Source organism: Psychrilyobacter atlanticus DSM 19335, assembly GCF_000426625.1.
GTDB lineage: Bacteria > Fusobacteriota > Fusobacteriia > Fusobacteriales > Fusobacteriaceae > Psychrilyobacter > Psychrilyobacter atlanticus.
Genome location: NZ_KE384547.1, coordinates 787,283 through 806,404, shown reverse-complemented (window position 1 = coordinate 806,404; position 19,122 = coordinate 787,283). Strand labels below are relative to the sequence as shown.

18 protein-coding genes and 1 riboswitch are annotated in these 19,122 nt (G+C 32.0%); of the genes, 5 read left to right on the top strand and 13 right to left on the bottom strand.

Going from position 1 to position 19,122, the window contains the following annotated elements:
* Position 1: 1 nt before the first annotated feature.
* Positions 2-919, bottom strand: coding sequence for an endo alpha-1,4 polygalactosaminidase (locus tag K337_RS0104325; RefSeq protein WP_051251604.1), 918 nt, complete (start codon positions 917-919; stop codon positions 2-4).
* A 181-nt stretch (positions 920-1,100) separates the two neighbouring features.
* Between K337_RS0104325 and K337_RS0104320 the strand changes: the two genes are divergently transcribed.
* Positions 1,101-2,093, top strand: coding sequence for a hypothetical protein (locus tag K337_RS0104320; protein ID WP_028855512.1), 993 nt, complete (start codon positions 1,101-1,103; stop codon positions 2,091-2,093).
* Positions 2,094-2,214: 121 nt separating this feature from the next.
* Positions 2,215-3,527, top strand: a protein-coding gene (locus tag K337_RS19535) for an IS3 family transposase (RefSeq protein WP_425414011.1) whose coding sequence is annotated in 2 segments (ribosomal slippage) — positions 2,215-2,584 and positions 2,584-3,527 — 1,314 coding nt in all. Because the reading frame shifts where the segments join, the coding sequence is not laid out codon by codon here.
* Between the two features lie 72 nt (positions 3,528-3,599).
* Here the strand turns inward: K337_RS19535 and gpmI are convergent.
* From gpmI to K337_RS17665, 12 genes are all read right to left on the bottom strand, one after another.
* The gene (gene gpmI, locus K337_RS0104300; RefSeq protein ID WP_028855509.1) at positions 3,600-5,123 is read right to left on the bottom strand and encodes a 2,3-bisphosphoglycerate-independent phosphoglycerate mutase; all 1,524 of its coding nucleotides are present in this window, start codon (positions 5,121-5,123) and stop codon (positions 3,600-3,602) included.
* An 87-nt stretch (positions 5,124-5,210) separates the two neighbouring features.
* On the bottom strand, positions 5,211-5,975 hold the full coding sequence (gene tpiA / locus K337_RS0104295) for a triose-phosphate isomerase (RefSeq protein ID WP_028855508.1): 765 nt from the start codon (positions 5,973-5,975) through the stop codon (positions 5,211-5,213).
* Positions 5,976-6,083: 108 nt separating this feature from the next.
* A complete protein-coding gene (locus tag K337_RS0104290) occupies positions 6,084-8,366 on the bottom strand; it encodes an alpha amylase N-terminal ig-like domain-containing protein (protein ID WP_028855507.1) in 2,283 nt (760 codons plus the stop codon).
* Positions 8,367-8,416: 50 nt separating this feature from the next.
* On the bottom strand, positions 8,417-9,028 hold the full coding sequence (locus K337_RS0104285; protein WP_028855506.1) for a hypothetical protein: 612 nt from the start codon (positions 9,026-9,028) through the stop codon (positions 8,417-8,419).
* 5 nt (positions 9,029-9,033) lie between these two features.
* Positions 9,034-9,687, bottom strand: a complete 654-nt coding sequence (locus K337_RS0104280; RefSeq protein ID WP_028855505.1) for a ComF family protein — start codon at positions 9,685-9,687, stop codon at positions 9,034-9,036.
* Positions 9,662-9,853, bottom strand: coding sequence for a zinc ribbon domain-containing protein (locus K337_RS0104275; RefSeq protein WP_051251602.1), 192 nt, complete (start codon positions 9,851-9,853; stop codon positions 9,662-9,664). Before K337_RS0104275 ends, K337_RS0104280 begins: the two co-directional genes overlap by 26 nt.
* Positions 9,850-10,209, bottom strand: a complete 360-nt coding sequence (locus tag K337_RS0104270; protein ID WP_028855503.1) for a YraN family protein — start codon at positions 10,207-10,209, stop codon at positions 9,850-9,852. Before K337_RS0104270 ends, K337_RS0104275 begins: the two co-directional genes overlap by 4 nt.
* Positions 10,210-10,722: 513 nt before the next feature.
* Positions 10,723-11,328 carry a ribonuclease HII gene (locus K337_RS17670; protein ID WP_037029458.1) on the bottom strand — a complete coding sequence of 202 codons (606 nt, stop codon included), beginning with the start codon at positions 11,326-11,328 and terminating at the stop codon, positions 10,723-10,725.
* A gap of 92 nt (positions 11,329-11,420) precedes the next feature.
* On the bottom strand, positions 11,421-11,801 hold the full coding sequence (locus K337_RS0104255; protein ID WP_156877309.1) for an endonuclease domain-containing protein: 381 nt from the start codon (positions 11,799-11,801) through the stop codon (positions 11,421-11,423).
* Positions 11,802-12,054: 253 nt separating this feature from the next.
* Positions 12,055-12,987, bottom strand: a complete 933-nt coding sequence (locus K337_RS0104250) for an RluA family pseudouridine synthase (RefSeq protein ID WP_028855501.1) — start codon at positions 12,985-12,987, stop codon at positions 12,055-12,057.
* Between the two features lie 75 nt (positions 12,988-13,062).
* Positions 13,063-14,073, bottom strand: a complete 1,011-nt coding sequence (locus tag K337_RS0104245; protein ID WP_028855500.1) for a putative sulfate exporter family transporter — start codon at positions 14,071-14,073, stop codon at positions 13,063-13,065.
* Between the two features lie 122 nt (positions 14,074-14,195).
* The gene (locus K337_RS17665; protein ID WP_156877308.1) at positions 14,196-15,008 is read right to left on the bottom strand and encodes an HD-GYP domain-containing protein; all 813 of its coding nucleotides are present in this window, start codon (positions 15,006-15,008) and stop codon (positions 14,196-14,198) included.
* 205 nt (positions 15,009-15,213) lie between these two features.
* Positions 15,214-15,386: riboswitch (cobalamin riboswitch) on the top strand.
* A 105-nt stretch (positions 15,387-15,491) separates the two neighbouring features.
* On the opposite strand from K337_RS17665, the gene K337_RS17660 reads away from it, so the two are divergent.
* The 3 genes from K337_RS17660 (at position 15,492) to K337_RS19075 (ending at position 18,980) form a co-directional block, all read left to right on the top strand.
* Positions 15,492-16,634 (top strand): ABC transporter substrate-binding protein, encoded by a 1,143-nt coding sequence (locus K337_RS17660; protein WP_051251600.1) that lies wholly within the window; start codon positions 15,492-15,494, stop codon positions 16,632-16,634.
* 74 nt (positions 16,635-16,708) lie between these two features.
* The gene (locus tag K337_RS0104230; protein WP_028855499.1) at positions 16,709-18,217 is read left to right on the top strand and encodes a cobyric acid synthase; all 1,509 of its coding nucleotides are present in this window, start codon (positions 16,709-16,711) and stop codon (positions 18,215-18,217) included.
* Positions 18,207-18,980: an energy transducer TonB gene (locus K337_RS19075; protein ID WP_028855498.1), complete on the top strand. Its 774-nt coding sequence runs from the start codon at positions 18,207-18,209 to the stop codon at positions 18,978-18,980. The genes K337_RS0104230 and K337_RS19075 overlap by 11 nt, the downstream gene beginning before the upstream one ends.
* The last annotated feature ends 142 nt before the right edge of the window (positions 18,981-19,122 follow it).

The following is a 19,122-nucleotide window of genomic DNA, read 5'->3' as shown; positions in this document are numbered from 1 at the left end:
ATTACTCCTCCTTCTCAAAACTTTCATAGGTATCTATTGTATCTAAAAAAACACCATCAAAACCTGTATCTATAAATTTACTTAACATCTCATTCACTATTTTCCCCCATTCTTTCGACCAGTATCTAACGATATAGTTACCTTTCCAATTTTCATTTTCATGGGAGATCCAATTAGGCAGTTTTCTATCCCATCCTTCTTTCCAATAACCTCTATAATCTTCTGCTTCTCCAATACTAAAATAACCAATAACCAGTCTTTTTCCTCCCTGGGGTTTTTCCCTTAATTTTTCTATATCTTTCATAGTTAATTTAATATCGTTAAAATACATATCTATTATAATCACATCATATTTTGTCTGAGATAGTGCGTCTATATACTCTTTCTTATATTTGAAATTCATGGGGTTCAATAGGTATAAGAAGTTTTTAGCTTGAGAAAGGCTCATTATATTATTTTTATTTTCAAAACAGACATCTTCTAATATTCCTGCTGCTTCTCTTTCATTTGGGCAGTAGTTTAAAAATTCATCATCTTCTGCCAAACCTCTACTTCTCCACCTTCCATAGCTGCTATTTGTATAATTTACAGTCATTACCACTTTGTTTAAGCTTTTCAATATCCTTAATTTTTTTAAAAGACTTCTTTTATCTTCATAGGGTGTCCTGCTCCCATATTTAGGATAACCATAAAATAACGATTCCTGAGTTATTCCATCTATAGCTCCTAAGAGTTCTTTGTCTACCTTATCCTTTTCCTGAAAAAAAATATCCGTCCCATTCTGTGAGATCATTATAAAGTTTTCTGGACTTCTATCCCTTATCTTTAATATCAATTTCTTCATCTCTGCTTTTTCATCTATCCCCAGTAAATTAACTCCCATCATTATAAAACTAATCAATAATATTATTTTTTTCATAATAAACCACCTTTTTAGATTATGCCTCTCTGGATGCAACGTCATGTTGCTTTTTTATTCCTTGATTAATTAATATCTTCAAAAAAAACATCATTTTTCCTTTTATTACATTTTTTTTATAGGACTTTTTTATTTATTTTTGAATTATATAGATATAGTTTTATTTTTAGGAGGATATAATATGAAAAAACTACTTTTTCTTTCAATCTTAATATCTCAACTGACATTTTCTGAAAAAAATGATTTTTATGATTTTAATATCATAAGAGATGATCTTACTTACAAAACAACTATGCGGTATGAAAATATTCTAAATTTTTCAAAATCTACCGATAAACTAAATCTTTACTCAACCTATGTTGATCTCAGGCAGTATAATGACTATTCTAAAATTTATTGGAACTTAGGGCAGGGATATATCTATCTTTCACAGACTTGGGATTTGGAGTATAGTATCGAAAAAAACTTCGTTACCTACCAGGAAAAAGACCTTGGAGATAAGGATTACGATGGATGGGAGTTAGATTTTTTACTCCGAAATCACTTGGAAAAATTTGATTGGGTAGGACATAGATGGTCCAGGTCATGGGGCTTTGGTACCAGTTATTCCGATGGAGGAGATTTAGAATTTGATCTGTTCGATGAAGAGGTTACCGATATATTTCTTACGTATAGAATATCCACAAACTTTGACAATATTGGACTAGGAGGAAGTTATCTGAGTTTAACTACCAATGGTGGTGGGGTCTTAAGTTCTGTAAAAGATAATGGATACAGATTAAATTTTATAGTAGATACCTTTACAAATTGGGGATATGGGTTCCAAACGGCTAACAGTCTCACCAATGAGCTGCGAAGTTACGGGAATTATAGTGATTCCTATATGCTAAATTTTGCTTCTGTCACATCTTGGACATATGAACTCTCCCATGATTTTGCATTTATTACCGATGTTTTTTTTGAGAGTGAAAATTTCTTTAACGGAACTGACAGGCCAAATAAGATAGAATTTAATATCTTTCCCCACATAGGATATAATAAAAAATTAAATGATTCCTTTCGTTTTTTTGCTAAATTAGGAGTGACTCCCGTATCTATAGTAAAATATTCCAATGGCTTCGACGACAGTGGTTTCTATGCCAAGGGAGTAGCAGGAGTTAGTTATAGATGGTAAGAATTAAGAAAGGAGGTCCGCATATAAACTGTAACCATGAAACTAGACACTTGAAAAAGAGTGTTAGTTTCATGGTTTTTTTGATACAATTTTTTAATAAGAGTTTAAAGGAGTGAATTAAATGTCTAAAAAAGTATTTTCAGATATAGAAGTTACTAAATTATCTAAAAATAAAAATATTTCTAAAGTTTCAAATAAAGCTATTACATATACTTTTGAGTTTAAGAAGAAATTTATTGATGAATACAAAAAAGGAAAGCTTTCGCGCATAATTTTTGAGGAAGCTGGTTTAGATATTGAGATTCTTGGAAAAAAGAGAATCCAAACTGCAAGTAACCGTTGGAGAAAAGCGTTTAAAGAACAAGGAGAATTGGGTTTAAAAGATACTAGAAAAACCTCTTCTGGAAGACCTCTAAAAAGAGAGTTAACAGATTTAGAAAAAATTAAACGCTTAGAAGCACAGATTGAGTATTTAAAAATAGAAAATGAATTCTTAAAAAAGTTAGACGAGATCGAAAGGGGGGATGCTTAAATAAAACTGAGATTTTTGAAGCTATTGAATTAATAGTTAAAAAATATAAGTTAAAATCAAAAATTAAATTCTTATGCTTTCAAGCAGGGGTTTCTAGGTCTGGTTTTTACAACTATATTAATTCAGAAAAAAATAGAAATAATAAAGAAGCTCAAGATTTAAAATCCAAAAAATTAATTTTAAAAGCTTTTAATAGAAGAGGTTTTAAGAAGGGCGCCCGAAGTATCAGAATGATTTTAGAGAATGAATTTGATACTATTTTTAATTTGAAAAAAATAAGAAGAGTTATGAAAAAATACAAAATAATATGTCCTCATAGAAAACCTAACCCTTATAAAAACATAGCTAAAGCAACTAAGGAACATTCAACAGTCCCAAATATATTGAATAGAGAATTTAAACAAGGAATTCCTAGAAAAATTCTCTTAACTGATATCAGCTATTTAACTTATGGGGTTGGCAAAAGAGCTTACCTCTCAACAATAAAAGATAGCAGCACTAATGAAATACTAGCTCATGAAGTTTCACATAGCCTCAGTCTAGATATTGCTTTAGACACAGTTAAGCGCTTAGTTAGAAGAAAGTTTAAACTGCACCCAGAGTGCATTATTCATTCAGATCAAGGTTTCCACTATACTAATCCTAAGTTCCAAAGGTTAGTGAAATCAAATAAAATTCTCCAATCAATGTCGCGAAAAGGGAACTGTTGGGACAATGCTCCCATGGAATCATTTTTTGGACATATGAAAGATGAAATAAATTTAAAACCCTTAAAAACATTAGATGATGTAAAGAAAGAACTATCTAAATATATGAATTATTACAATAACCATAGATATCAATGGAATCTAAAAAAGATGACTCCTGCGCAATACAGAAATCATCTTTTAACAGTATCTTAACCATACCTTTTTTTAAAGTGTCCTTGACAAAGGGTACAGTTTAATATGCGGACCTCCTTTCTTAATTCTTTCTTACTTTATTAATATCTCTCCACCCATTTCTTTTGGTACTTCTATTCCTAACACACTTAATATTGTAGGAGCAAAGTCTGCTAATTTTCCGTCTTTTACTTCTGCATCCTTATATCTATTAGATACCAAGACAAACGGTACATCATTTGTTGTATGAGCAGTAAATGGTACATGAGTCTCTGGATCTTCCATCAGATCTACATTTCCATGATCTGCTGTAACCATTAGTACTCCATCTAACTCTAACATCTTATCTGCGATCTTAGCTACACACTCGTCCACTACTCCTACAGCTTTTTTAGCTGCCTCAAAGTTTCCAGTATGTCCAACCATATCAGGGTTAGCAAAATTTAGTATGATTACATCATATTTATCCTCTTCTAATGACTCTAATACACCATCTGTCACCTCATATGCACTCATTTCAGGTTGTAGGTCATAGGTAGCTACTTTAGGAGAAGCTACTAATTTTCTATCCTCACCATCAAAGGCCACTTCCTCTCCTCCATTAAAGAAGAAAGTAACATGGGCATATTTTTCAGTTTCTGCTGTTCTCAATTGGTTTAGGTTATTTTTAGCTAATACCTCTCCCAATGTATTTACTATCTTATCATCTTTATATATTATATCAGCATCTATAGTTGAGTCATATTGTCTCATACATAGTACTTCTATCTCTTTATATTCTCTTTCAAAACCTGTAAAATCACTATCATTTACAGCTCTTGTTATCTGTCTGGCTCTATCTGGTCTAAAGTTAAAGTTGATAAATACATCTCCATCTTTTAACTGTCCGTCTACACCCTCTATAATTGTCGGCATTACAAATTCATCATTTACTTTATTTGCATATGAATCTTTAACAGCTGTGATACCATCTTTTGCAGTATTTCCAATTCCATTAGCCATAGCATCATACGCTAATTTTGTTCTATCATAGTTATTATCTCTGTCCATTGCATAATATCTACCAGTAATAGTAGCTATTTGACCTACACCCATCTCAGACATTTTAGCTTCTAATTCTGCTACATATTTATCTGCTGATTGAGGAGGTGTATCTCTTCCATCAAGGAATGCATGGATATATACTTTTTCTACTCCTACTTTTTTAGCCATCTCTAATAATCCATAAATGTGATTTATATGAGAGTGAACTCCACCATCAGATACTAGTCCACCTAAATGTACTGCACTATTATTTTTCTTAGCATGGTTAAATGCTTTTTTCAATGTTTCTATCTCAAAGAACTCTCCGTCTTTGATATCCTTTGATATTTTAACTAATGGTTGGTATATTACCCTTCCTGCTCCTAGATTAAGATGTCCTACCTCTGAGTTACCCATTTGACCATCTGGAAGTCCAACTGCTTCTCCTGCTGCTTTAATCCTAGAATTAGGATAATTTTCTATCAACTTACATATATTTTCTGGATGTACATCTGCGATTGCATTTTTTTGTTCCTTGTGATCATTTATTCCCCAACCGTCTAATATCATCAGCATAACTGGTTTCTTTGCCATATTATTCCCTCCATATTATATTTTAAAAGGCACAGATTACTCCGTGCCTTTTCTCAATGAAACTTCACGTTTCTTAAATTTAATTTATTATTTTCCTGCTGCGATGATACCGTAGAATACTTCTGCATCTAATGCAGCTCCTCCAACTAATCCACCATCTATATTTTTTTGTGCTAATAATTCTTTTGCATTTCCTGGTTTCATAGATCCACCATATTGAACAGTAACGTCTTCAGCTACGTCATTTCCGTATAATTCTACTAATACACTTCTTACGAATGCATGAGTTTCTTCTGCCATCTCAGGAGTTGCTGTTACTCCAGTTCCGATAGCCCATACTGGCTCATATGCTACGATTACGTTAGCCATATCTTCAGCTGTTACTCCAACTAATCCACCTTTTAATTGAGTTCCGTTAACTTCGTTAGTTTTTCCAGACTCTCTATCTTCTAATTGCTCTCCGATACATAAGATCGGCTTTAATCCTGCTTTTAATGCAGCTAATACTTTTGCATTTACAATTGCATCAGTTTCACCATACATAGCTCTTCTTTCAGAATGTCCTAAGATTACATATTCTACTCCTAATTCTTTTAACATAGTTGCAGATATTTCTCCAGTAAATGCTCCAGATTCATTTGCATTCATGTTTTCTGCTGCGATAGCTATTGGTGTATTTTCAGTAGCTCTTACTGCTGATTCTAATGCTGTAAAAGGAGCTCCTATGATTACTTCTACTCCACCTAAGTTTTCTTTATCTATTACTAATTCAGCTAAGTTCTTCAATGTGTTAGCTGCTTCTTTATGTGTTTTGTTCATCTTCCAGTTTCCTGCAATTATCGTTTTTCTCATTTTGTGCCTCCCAAATATTATTTTACTTTTCTTTTAAAATTCTAGCATATAAAATTCCATATTTCAAACATTAAATAGTCCACATTTTAATCACAGATGATTAAGTTATTAATCAAAATCCACCCTTCTGTATAAAATCAGGTAACCATAACCTTCTAATTCTACCCTGACTTTATCCCCCAGGATATTATATCTTTTCCCAGAGTAATAATCTGTATAACCTTTTTTCCCCTGTACCGGCAGTTCCACTGTTTTCTTTAGATTAGATCTGTTTATTACTATAATTGCACTTCTACCCTTATACTCCCTCTTATATGAAAGCACATCCGTTTCTGATATTTTTTCCAGACTACCATCTTCCAGATATTTATCTCTGTCCAGATCCAGTATTTCCAGATTACCATTTTTCATTAACTCCTCATCAAATTTTCTGAATTCAGAAATTTGTTTATACCAACCTTCCAAAGTTTTATCGGTAACTACGTCATAAGATATCTCGTCTTTTATAAGATCGGTCTTGAATATCTTAGCTAACTTTCCTCTATTCTTACTATATTTTTTCAGACTATCAGTTTCATTTTCAAACTTTATATCATCCCATATCATTGGTTTTCTGCTATCAGGAGCATCTGCACCCCACATTGCTTTCTCATTCCCATAGTATATCACTGGGCTTCCATCTATAGTTAACTGAATTAAAGCAGCTAATTTTAATTTTTTCACAGCGTTTTTATCCACTAAATCAGGTCTGATATTTATATAATCATCTCTGCCATAATTATTTAACCTGTCAAATTCCCTGTTTGGATTTACCAAACTAGAATAAAATCTATCAGTATCATAGGATTCTATAAAATTCCACCTGGGAGTTTTAATACTGTAAATTTTCATACCACCCTTTACTGTCTCGATGCTGCTGCTGTTATTATTTCCAAATAACCCCTGCATCCAAGCCCCTAACTCATATGAACCTATGATATCAAAACCATTTTTCCCAAAATAATTTTCATTTTCCCCAGTAGATTCTCCAACTAAGATAAATTCATTGTCTATTTCTAAAAGTGCTTTTTTCCACCTGGTTAAAAACACTTTATTGTTCAGATTATTTTTCACATAATATCCATCTATTCCCTTATTTTTATAACCTTTAACCCATTTTGTTGTCGCTGCAATCAAATAATCCTGTAGTGATTCATCCTCTAGGTTTAAAAGTATTTTTTTATTTTCATTCTTTGTATTTTTCGACAACTGATTTCCCTCTAGGATAAACCAGTTTTTATATTTTGAATTATCCCCATTTTTCAAGAGATCTTTATATGCAAAAAATTCAGCTGATACATATGAAAAATTAATATCCAATACCACTCTCATATTTTTCTTATGGATCTCATCCACTAAATTTTGAAATAATTTATCTGAATTAGTCCAAACATCACTTCCTAAACCATTTTCTAATTCTCTGTATGAACTTTTATCTGTCACTCCATAGTCTGGAGAGATGTGCCCATAATCTATAGTATCCAGTTTATGACTTGAATTTGAATAATATACAGGAGATAATTTTATACCTTCAACTCCTAGTCCTTTAAGATAATCTAATTTTCCCATTATTCCTTGAAGGTCTCCCCCATATCTTCTAGTATTTTTTTCTGCATAGGAAAAATATCTGTTTTTAGCTTCGACCTCTGGATATGGAGGAGTATTCCAGTCATCTCCCCAATCTGTTATTTCAAACCCTTGAAGAGTTCCCTTTGTCTGCCACTTTTCCGGAGAGATCAATTCTGATCTTAAAGTTCCGTCACTGAGTCTTCCACTAGGTCTAAAATAATAACCAGGACCAAACTCTGAATAGATAGGGCTATTTTTTTTATCTCCATCTCGAAAACTATCCACATAGATAGAGTACCAGACCATTCCCTCAGCCCAAGCAGGAATTTCCCTCTGCTTATCTTCTATAGTATATGAAAATGCAGTCATATTATCTGGATAATACGATGATTCTTTTCCATAAAAATACTTAAATTTGCCATCTATTACCTCAAAATAATAGTTTATATTTTTCTTGTTTATCTCTTCTATATTTACTGAAAAAATTTCATACTCTCCACGGGATCCCAGGGATTCCATTTCTTTTTTATCCCCATCTAAGACTAAATTTATCTTTTCTATATCATTTTTTCTCACTCTGATTAATATTTTCAGCTGTTTTTTATCCCCATCATAGATCATATATTTAGTTGTAGATCTATGCTCTAGGTCATCTAAAAATATATAACTGTCTCCTTTTTTTGTAACTACAGGAATTGGAGTATCCTCCTCTATCTTTAATATCTCGCTGTTTGAACACCCCATAAATAGAGTCATCCCCATGATAACCAACCATTTTTTCATAATTTTACTCCTTTATTATGTACATAAATTAAGAGTGGTTTCCCACTCTTTTAATTATACTTATATTCCTCTATTTCCTCATCTACTATATCTTTCATATAGGTATCCAAATTTTCCTGAACAAATATCAGCTCACCACTCATCTCTACCTCTAAGATAGTTAAACCGCCTATATAATCACCATTTTCTATGCATTCCTGCACCTTTTTCAAAGTGGTTCTGTACTCCAAAAACATCATATCAAATTCAGGATATCTAAAATCAATCGCTGTATTTTCCTTCATAGAAGCCAAAACATTATATACCCATTCCAATCCATTTTCTACCTCTAAGAGGATCTCCACAGCATCTGTAATTCTGTTACTGTTAAAACTAGCAGATATCGCCATAAGGGCATCAAAGTATTTTGAGATGAAATCACTCATTCCTCCTAAAGATTCCAATATAATTATCTTAGGAGATTTACTGATAAACTCTACTACTCCTATCTGTTCCTTATTGAAGTGATCGTAATAATCCATTCCTTTTCCATCGATATACACGTCAAATAACATCCTTCCATCTCTCTCTAAAAGATCTGTTACCTCTTCTAATACCCATGAGAAACTCTTATCATCTATATCATTCATCGTTAGCTCTCTATTATCTAATATAATTTTCATCTTATTTACCTCATTTTTAAATTTATTTTTTTAGCAGTTTTAGATAAAGCCAAGGTAAATACCACTATCTGTATAGTATCGTTATTATTTTTAATCTCAGTTATAAATTCCTTCATGGTTGAACCTGTCGTTATTATATCATCTATTATTAAAACTTTTTTTAACCCTTTTAATCCCTCTATTTTAAAGGCCGACTTTATATTCTTTCTCCTAGCCTCTGAATTCAAGAGTTCGTACATATGCTTAGTTTCTTTGATCCTGCTGCTTTTTATATAGGAATATCTTCCAAATTTCAGAAGTTCTTCTACCTGATTAAATCCTCTTTCCATAAGTCTTTTATGGCTTACAGGTATCGGAATTATTCCATCTACTTTTTCCTTTTTCATCAACTTATCTAACTCTTCACCTATCAAGTTAAAGAGCAGTTCACCTATATAAAGTTTATTTTTAAACTTATATTCCTCTATTATTTTCTTTAGTTTCTTATCATAATTCCAAAGGTAATATATGTCATTAAATCTCTTTAACTTCCCTTTATCCCTTAGACTTTTATGGCAATTATAACACATATAATGAAGGTTGTCATTGGCTTTTTCAGAACAAAGAATGCAGTTATTTTTAAAAAATAACTGTCTAATGCTGTGGTTTAGGCTCTTCATCTTTATCTAAAATCTTAGCGGAATACATCTCTGTGTACCCGCAATTTGAGCATATTTTTAGATAATATGTCCCTAATTCCAATCTCAACCCTGGTGTTTTTTCTGCCATAAATGTAGTTTTCACTACATAATCTTCCCCTTCACACTTTAAACATCTAAAATTCATAAACAATCACCCCAAATCGCATTCTCAATATGCTCTATTTCATCCCCTAATATAGATATTATATCGAATCTATATGGAATATCCTTTATTTTTTTATCCTTCAAATAAACTGCAGCTGTCTTCACCAATTTTCTCTGTTTGGACCTGGTAATAGATTCCAATCCATTCCCATATTCTGCACTTTTTCTATATTTTACTTCTACAAAAACTATCTCATTTTTTTCTCTATCCCTGCATATGAGATCTAATTCCCCATATCTGGAGTAATAATTTCTCCCCAATTCAAAATACCCTTTTTCAGCCAGATAATTCATAGCTATCCCCTCATATTTTGTACCAATAGACCTATTATCCATCTCTTTCTTCCCTTTCTAACTCGGCTTTTTTTTCATTCAATGCACACATACATATAAAACTTACACATATTAAAGCAGTTATTGCAATGCTCTGTAAGATTATCATCACCATAGTTCTCGCCCCCCGACTCAGAATTATTTGTATTATAATATTACTACATATTTTTTTATTTTAAAAATAAAAAATCCTTAAAAAGTTTTAATACTTTCTAAGGATCTTTATAAAAAGATAATTATCATTTTTTCTTTGTCTCAGATTCCCTCAAATTAAAAACTCCTTTTTTGATTAGAAGCCTTTACCTTTGACTCAGACTAAAATCTAACTTTGATATTCGATTTTAAAGTGAAGTTTATAGTCGTCCAGCTTCAGCAGTATTGTTTCTACAACAACGATCGTGACTTACTAGCTAAGACAATTATAAATCTTCTTGACTTTCTTTGGTTCGTTTCTTGTGTTAAGACAAGAAATGAACCCAGTTAAGGGTGGAACCCTTAGAACTTTTTTTCTCATATCTAAAATAGTGTAGGAGCTAAGATCTTTGTCAAAAAACTATTTCTGTGACAATCTACTTTCCCGTGACTCAAAAGTGCTTCACGATGTTGTTTTGTCCCATACCCCTTATGTTTTGCAAACCCGTATTCAGGATAAAGTTCATCATATTTAACCATAATCCTGTCCCTGGTTACCTTGGCTATTATACTTGCAGCTGCAATGGCCAGACTCTTTCCATCCCCTTTGATTACAAATTCCTGAGGTTCATCATATTCACGAATCTTATGGTTACCATCAATTAAAGCAAGATCAAATTCTGTTCCCCCGGCCTCTAGATCTTCTATCGCTCTTCTCATAGCAAGAAATGTAGCATTTAAGATATTTATATCATCTATCTCTTTTTCGTTAGCTATCCCCACACCTACTTCACAATTAGCTAAGATTATATCAAATAAAAACTCTCTTTTTTTCTCAGTCAATTTTTTTGAATCATTTATCATATCAAACTCTTCTACATAGTTTATTATCTTTACAGCAGATGCCACTACAGGCCCTGCAAGAGGTCCACGTCCAGCCTCATCTATCCCTATTATACTATTTCCGTATTCCTTATCAAACTCCAGCATATTGTTCAAACTTACTCCTCCTCAAGATTAACTCCTTTATTCCTATTTTTCCTCTTAAAAAAGAGGAAAGAAGCTATTCTAATCTAACATTATTAAATATATTCTTTTATTTTTTCTATTACTCCTGCTAAATTGTCTCTTATTTCTTTATTCTTAAATCTAACAGTCACTATACCTAGATTTCTCATATAGTCATCCCGTATTTTATCATATTCTAATCCGTCTTGGCTATCATGTTGTTTTCCATCTAATTCTATACCTAATTTTAATTTTGAACAATAAAAATCAACAATATATTCACCTATGCCAAATTGTCTTCTAAATCTAACTCCTAAGGCATCTAGTTTGATAACGCTCCATAACATCTTCTCTTCAGGAGTCGTATTTTTCTTAAGAACTCGCCTTTTAATTTTAGTTGATTCTTTGTTATAGACAGTCATATTTACTCCTCCTTTCATTTTTTTGTTTTTCATATTATGCCATGCTTTGTTTTCTCTTTGACATTGTAATTTTATAGCTAATAAGAAAATTTCGTACTCGTCAATCGAGAAAACGCCAACAAGGAAGGAGTTAAAATACCTCCAAATAAAAAAAGACAATTAGAGAATCCCTCCCTAGCTGTCTTTATGTTTTTTTATTCTTCAAATTATTATATTAAACTAATAAACTATTATCCCACGCTTTGGTTTCTCTTGGTTAAGAGAAACCATAAGAAGGAGGAGTCGTTTACCCGTTAAATTCTAATCCCAGATTTTTCATTACCTTTTTAAAGTCTTCAGGCAAGTCTCCTATAATTTCCATCTTCTCTCCTGTAATAGGATGAGCAAATTCTAATTTATATGCATGTAACATCTGTCTGTCTGCTTTTTTAGAAGCCTTTCCGTATACGTCATCTCCTAAAATTGTATGATTTAAATACTTCATATGTACTCTTATTTGATGAGTTCTACCAGTTTCTAAATCTACTTCTACTAAACTGAAATATTCAACTTCATTTATTACTTTATAGTTAGTTATAGCTGTTCTACCATTATCTCTAACAACAGTCATCTTCTTTCTATCTTTACTATCTCTGCCTATTTGGTTTTCTATCCTACCTTCTTTGTTCTTTAAGTTCCCTTTACATATAGCTAGGTATGTTTTCTTTATAGTTTTATCTTTAAACATCTCTGTTAATTTAAGATGCGCTTCATTAGTTTTTGCTACAATGATAAGTCCACTGGTATTTTTGTCTAATCTATGAACTATCCCAGGTCTAACTACTCCACTTATAGTAGAAAGATCCTTTATATGATGCATTATAGCATTTACTAATGTTCCGCTATGGTGCCCTGCTGCCGGATGGATTACCATATTTGGTTTTTTATTTATTATCACAATATGCTCATCTTGATAAACTATATCTAATGGGATATCTTCAGCAACAACATCTAAAATTTCATCTTCTAATACAGTTACATTTATCTCTTCATTCCCCTTTAATTTATTTCCAGGACGAGTCTTCTTTTTACCTACAATTTCTACTAATTCATCTTCTATAAGTTTTTGTGTATAAGATTTTGTATACCCCTCTATTTTTTCACTTAAAAAAGCATCCAATCTTGTACCTCTATCTTCAATCTCAGCTTTTAAATTTAATACCTCTTTTATTTCTCTCATATTTTTATATCTCCTTCTATTTGTATTTATCATCGTTTTTACAATTTTTATATAATCTATTTTTTTCTCTTAATTCTAATAAAACATCTTTACTAACCCTGCCCCTAGAGCCAACTGTACTACCATAAGTACCAATGAATATATGATCAGCCTCTTCCCATTCATCAATAAAGTCTTTATATTTATCTTCCCGCCTATCCCAATAAGTGCAAACATCAGCAGATATTTAAAGGTATAGCTAAATATAAGTTTTAAATACTTAACTCCCTCTATATACCATTGTAATTCTATTTTTTCTATCCCGTATTCTAAGAGGGTAAAGAGAGCTCCTACAGCCATAAACCCTTTAACAAAAAATGGCAGTTTTATTTTTTTTGATTCTATTTTCTCATCACCTATAGTTTTTTTCTTTTTTATTTCAGCTATATAGATTAAAACCAAGGGGAAAAATAATAATTTTCCTGTTTTTATCAGGAGTGCCAATCCCAAAGAATCTGCTCCAATGCTATAAGCAGCAGGTATTATATGAATAAATGAACTCAGAGTCCCTCCTATATAGAGAGCAGATTGGGTATGATCAAACCCTAAGAATCTTGATATACCAGGCATGATGACCATAGCCGTCAATCCCAAAATATTCATAGCAATGATAGCAAGAGCAAATTCTTCCTCTGGCTGCCCCAATACTTCTGAAGATCCGGCTATACTCGCTACTCCTCCAGACCCCAAGGTCAGTCCAAATTCTTCCTTTTCACCCATGAATTTAGCCACATATTTGGCAGTAAACAATAACATCACGACCATTAAAAATACAAACCCTATAATTTTAACTCCTAAATCCAGCAGAATTATATAGTTTATTTTTACACCTAGACATGTAATCGCTATGGGTAATATTTTTTTATTGGCAAAGTTAAATCCAGGATAAAACTTATATGCTTTTGGCCCTAAGAATAGATTTCCTACAATTATCCCTAAGATCAATGCCGTATTTATCTCATTCCATCCAAACTTTTTAGATATCCATATGGTTACCACGAGTAAAATTGCAGTTAAACCAAGACCCAGCCCATTCTTTTTTACCATCATCATCTCCTCATTCTATTTTTTAACAACTAGTATTATATCATAATTATAGAGATAATAGTAAAAGCAATTAATAGATGCTGAAGGTCTGTCCTATTTATGGTTTATATGGATAAAAAAATTTAATACGATTTTTCAAACATAAATGCACCTTCCTTTGAATTATAAAGGTCGATGAATGTATTTATGATTTGGGGAGCAAACTGTGTTCCCTTATTTTTTAGGAGTTCCTCAATGGCTTCCTCACAAGTCAATTGATTTTTATAGGATCTTTTAGATGTCATAGCATGCCAGGAGTCAGCTACAGATATAATCTGAGATAACAATGGAATTTCATCTCCCTTTAACCCCTCTGGATAACCCATTCCATCCCAACGTTCGTGATGGTGTAGGATACATTTAGAAACTTTTTTTAAACTATCATTTTTGGAAACTATCTCATACCCGATCTTAGAATGATCTTTAATAATCTTATATTCTCTATCATTTAGTTTTTCTTCCTTATTTAATATTTCAATAGGGACAATTATTTTTCCAATATCATGCATTGTTGCAGCCCAATACAGGTCGTCTAATTCATGACCCTTTAATCCTAACGCTTCACCTATTTCAGCACTATAGGAAGCCACAGCTTCAGAATGCCCCTTTGTATATTTATCATGAAATTCCAAAGCAGTGATGAATGATTGGACAATATCCTGATGAAATTTTTTATTTGTTTCTTCCATCTTAAAATAACTGTTTCTAATCATTTTAAATAATAAAAACGATGTTAAAATAACATAGAAATAACTTTTATATCTTTCTAGAATAATATAGGTAGACATATCTCTAGTTATTAAGTGAAGGATCTTACCAGATGAAAATATCCAAAAAAATCCAAAGAGCATATACGATATTACAATTTTTAATAAACTTTTAGATTCATATTTCACAAAACCCTCCTTATTCAATCAAATTTCTTCTTTCCATATTTTTTAAGATACACTAATTTAATTATACTTTATTTTTTTCACCTTTGGAAATTTAATGTTTTTTTAAGTTTTATTTTCTCTTTTTATCATTACTTTCTAAAAATAAAATAAACTTTTTGATAAAATTTTCTGGTGGTGATTTACATTAAAAAATGTTAAAATATAGGAAATTATATCCACTATAGGTTCATTTTGATTAAAAGGGAAATGGGTTAGATACCCATACGGTCCCGCCACTGTAAAAGTTATGAAACTACACAATCCACTAGATTTTTCTGGGAAGGAGTAGGAGTAAGACAAGACTTGAGTCAGGAGACCTGCCTAATGTGTTTTTATTTTTCTTGCGAGGACAAGGAAATAACTTTTACTATGTAAAAAGTTTTTTAAGTACCTCAAAAGGGTGCTTTTTTTATTCTATAAAACATCATAAGGGGGCTTAAGCATATGTCAAAAATAATCATCTATTTTCTCCTGTTTATAAGTACCTATTCTATGAACTTAAATATCAGTAAATTAGATACTCAAAATAGAAAGGGTACTGTATTTCTGAGTATAAATTCATTTCATAAAATAGGAATAGATTTAACCAGTTCAGAGAATACATTTATTTTAAATACCGATATTGGAGAATACCACCTCAAAAACAATAAAATTATCACACCCTATAGGGAGTATACATACCTCTCTGAACCATTTATATTCCAGGGGAAATATTATCTCCCATTGGAACTTATTCTAGAATTAAATGGATTTCATTTAGAAGGAAATAACATCATTAGATCTACACAACCTAAAAAACCTGACACTCTTCCTAAAAGGGTTATCTCCCTATCTCCCGGTATCACAGAAAAAATATTCGCTCTAGGAGGAGAAGATCTTTTGGTTGGGAGAACTTCATTTGCTTCATACCCAAAAGAAGTTGAAAATATCGATATTGTAGGAACTATGTTTGAGCCAAATTTAGAGGTAATCCTAGATAAAAAACCAGATATGGTTATTGCAGAAACCCATTTTAGGGAAAAATTAATGTCCACTCTAAATTCTTTAAATATTGGAGTAACTAAATATCACACTCCTACAAATATCCCAGAGATCCATGGGAGTATAACAGATTTAGGAGTTCTCTTAGGCAGAAGTTTAGAAGCTCGCGGCTTAAACGCTTCTTTAAAAGATAAGACCAGCTATACCCAATATATATTAAGAGATCAAAAGATCCCAAAGGTTTACTATGTGTTAGGCAGTGGTAAAACTGATATTACCCCAGGAGGAGACACTTTTATAAACTCTCTGATAGAATTAGCTGGCGGAGAAAATACAGCCAAAGAAAAAAGTGGATGGCGGTATTCATTGGAGGAATTGATCCTGAGTAACCCAGATATTATTTTTGGAAGCCAGAGAAGTGTAGATAATATGCTGATGGAGGAAAATTACCATTTTTTAACTGCAATTAAAGATAAAAAATATTATATCATAGAGGACGACAGTATCTTTAACCTCCCTGGCCCCCGGGCTCTTACAGAAGGGATCTATGAGATGGCTAAGATATTTCATCCTGAATTGGCTGAAAAATTAAAATGTTTATACTAAAAAAGCAACGTGATAAACTTAGCTTCTAATATTTTATCAATAAAAATTTGAATTTACTTCGAGGAGAAAAAATTATGAGACACAAAAAAATTATGATTCAAGGAACCGGTTCTTCTACAGGAAAAAGTGTTATCGTAGCTGGTTTAGCTAGAATTTTTTATAAAGATGGAAATAAAGTAGCGCCCTATAAATCACAGAATATGGCTCTTAATTCATATATAGATGGAGACGGATTGGAGATGGGCCGGGCTCAGGTTGTACAGGCAGAAGCCTGCAATACTCCTCCCCGGGCATATATGAATCCTATCCTGATGAAACCTAATTCTGATAACGATTCACAGATCATCATCGAGGGAATACCCCATAAAAACATGGATGCTAAGGAATATTTTAAAAATACAGATTTTTTTAAATCTATTGCCCTAAAAAATTATAAAATTATCGAAGAGAATTACGATATAGGTGTATTAGAGGGAGGAGGTTCTCCAGCTGAGATGAACCTTAGAGATGTAGACCTGGTTAATATGGGAATGGCAGAATTGATCGATTCTCCTGTTATCCTTGTAGGAGATATTGAAAGAGGAGGAGTTTTTGCTTCCCTCTATGGTACTATCCTAATGTTAGATGAGGAAGATAGAAATAGAATAAAAGGAATTATCATCAATAAATTCAGAGGTGACATAGATCTCCTTATGCCTGGAATAGAAGATCTGACAGATCGTCTTGCAAAGGCAGGAATAGATATACCTGTTTTAGGAGTTATCCCATGGGTACCTCTAAACATCGAGGAAGAGGATATCCTCACACAAAAATTCGGTAAAATCCAGGAAAAAAATGATCTGAATATTGCAGTGATTAGACTAGATAAGATGTCAAACTATACAGATTTTGATGCCCTTTCATACTATAAGGATTTAAGCCTTAATTTCACCCTTTCAAAATCTGAAATTTGTGAAGCTGACATCATCATCATTCCTGGGAGTAAAAATACTATCCAGGATCTTATTAAATTAAAGGAATTAGGGATAGATGAAACGATCATTGAACAGAGTAAAAAAGGTAAAGTTATTGTGGGAATCTGTGGCGGTTACCAGATCTTAGGTCAGGAAATTTTAGATCCCCATATGATTGAATCCAAAGACAAAGTAATAAAGGGGTTAGGACTTTTAGATATCACGACTACCATGGAAAAAGAAAAACAGACATTCCAAACTACTGAAAAAATAACTCATAATATCGGCCTTTTGAAGGATTGTATGGGTTGCAGTGTTTCTGGATATGAAATCCACCAGGGAGTTACCCAGTCAAAAGAAAATTCTATTTTTGAAAACAAACCAAATTTAGGAGTATTAAAAGATAATGTCTTTGCTACCTATATCCATGGAGTTTTTGATAATTCGATCTTTACCCGGACTTTTATAAATAACATCAGAATCTCTAAGGGATTAGAACCTATCGATGATTATTTTGATTTTGAAAAATTCAAGACAGATGAATATGATAAGTGGGAAATAACTTTACGTAACTCACTGGATATAGATAAAATATATGAAATATTAGGGGAAAATTCCAATGAAATCTAGATTTTTTACCCTCTCAATTGTACTTCATATGGTAGTTTTTATTGTTTTTTCAAAAATTTCTGATAACAATCTGAAAAAAGGCAAAAACTCTCCTAATATCAATGTTAATTTAACCATGTCTGCCCCGGGAAACGCCACCAAAACCCTGGCCAAAATGACTACAAAAAAAGAAAAGAGCCCCGACAAAAAAACTAAACCTGTAAAAAAGAAAATTAAACCTAAAAAACAAGTGGTTCAAAAAAAGAAAGAAATCATAAAAACAGAACCAAAAATAGTTCAATCTAAAAAAACTAAACCTGAAAAAATAATGAAACCAGTCGATCCTAACCAAATCAAAGCAGATAAGAATATAGAAAAAAACAACAGTGAAGTAGAAGTAGTTAAAAATAGCCCTTCAACTGATGCTGTTTTAGGAGACCAGGAAAACGATAAAAATTTAATAAAGATTGAAAATGGCCAATATGCTCTCAAAAATCAAAAAGTTTCTGGGATCCATGTTGTTATTCAAAAAGAAATCCCCCCTGCATATCCGGATCTTGCTCTCAAGATGGGATACAGGAAAGAAACTTTAGTCAAAGTTAAATTTTTAGTGGATAAAAAAGGTAGAATTGGAGATATTAAATTCTATACAAGCTCTAAATATGGTTTTGAATCTGAGGTTGAAAAAGCCTTAAAACAATGGGTTTTCGAACCTATTCTTTACCACAATAAACCTATGCCTATATATTTTTATAAGGTATTTCATTTTGTTTCTAAGAGTTAAAATTTTATATTTCATGTTACAAAGACCACGATAATATCTATACTTTTTAATGGGTGCACTATGGCAAAAGTTCAGTTAAAAGCAATTTATTAAATTATTTTTTCTTGACATTTATTTTTTTTAGGTGTATCATACTAAAAAA

Excerpts from the sequence above, each read along its gene's own strand:
- K337_RS0104325 (WP_051251604.1), bottom strand. The coding sequence starts at position 919 with ATGAAAAAAATAATATTATTGATTAGTTTTATAATGATGGGAGTTAAT.
- K337_RS0104320 (WP_028855512.1), top strand. The coding sequence starts at position 1,101 with ATGAAAAAACTACTTTTTCTTTCAATCTTAATATCTCAACTGACATTT.
- gpmI (WP_028855509.1), bottom strand. The coding sequence starts at position 5,123 with ATGGCAAAGAAACCAGTTATGCTGATGATATTAGACGGTTGGGGAATA.
- tpiA (WP_028855508.1), bottom strand. The coding sequence starts at position 5,975 with ATGAGAAAAACGATAATTGCAGGAAACTGGAAGATGAACAAAACACAT.
- K337_RS0104290 (WP_028855507.1), bottom strand. The coding sequence starts at position 8,366 with ATGAAAAAATGGTTGGTTATCATGGGGATGACTCTATTTATGGGGTGT.
- K337_RS0104285 (WP_028855506.1), bottom strand. The coding sequence starts at position 9,028 with ATGAAAATTATATTAGATAATAGAGAGCTAACGATGAATGATATAGAT.
- K337_RS0104280 (WP_028855505.1), bottom strand. The coding sequence starts at position 9,687 with ATGAAGAGCCTAAACCACAGCATTAGACAGTTATTTTTTAAAAATAAC.
- K337_RS0104275 (WP_051251602.1), bottom strand. The coding sequence starts at position 9,853 with ATGAATTTTAGATGTTTAAAGTGTGAAGGGGAAGATTATGTAGTGAAA.
- K337_RS0104270 (WP_028855503.1), bottom strand. The coding sequence starts at position 10,209 with ATGGATAATAGGTCTATTGGTACAAAATATGAGGGGATAGCTATGAAT.
- K337_RS17670 (WP_037029458.1), bottom strand. The coding sequence starts at position 11,328 with ATGCTGGAGTTTGATAAGGAATACGGAAATAGTATAATAGGGATAGAT.
- K337_RS0104255 (WP_156877309.1), bottom strand. The coding sequence starts at position 11,801 with ATGAAAAACAAAAAAATGAAAGGAGGAGTAAATATGACTGTCTATAAC.
- K337_RS0104250 (WP_028855501.1), bottom strand. The coding sequence starts at position 12,987 with ATGAGAGAAATAAAAGAGGTATTAAATTTAAAAGCTGAGATTGAAGAT.
- K337_RS0104245 (WP_028855500.1), bottom strand. The coding sequence starts at position 14,073 with ATGGTAAAAAAGAATGGGCTGGGTCTTGGTTTAACTGCAATTTTACTC.
- K337_RS17660 (WP_051251600.1), top strand. The coding sequence starts at position 15,492 with ATGTCAAAAATAATCATCTATTTTCTCCTGTTTATAAGTACCTATTCT.
- K337_RS0104230 (WP_028855499.1), top strand. The coding sequence starts at position 16,709 with ATGAGACACAAAAAAATTATGATTCAAGGAACCGGTTCTTCTACAGGA.
- K337_RS19075 (WP_028855498.1), top strand. The coding sequence starts at position 18,207 with ATGAAATCTAGATTTTTTACCCTCTCAATTGTACTTCATATGGTAGTT.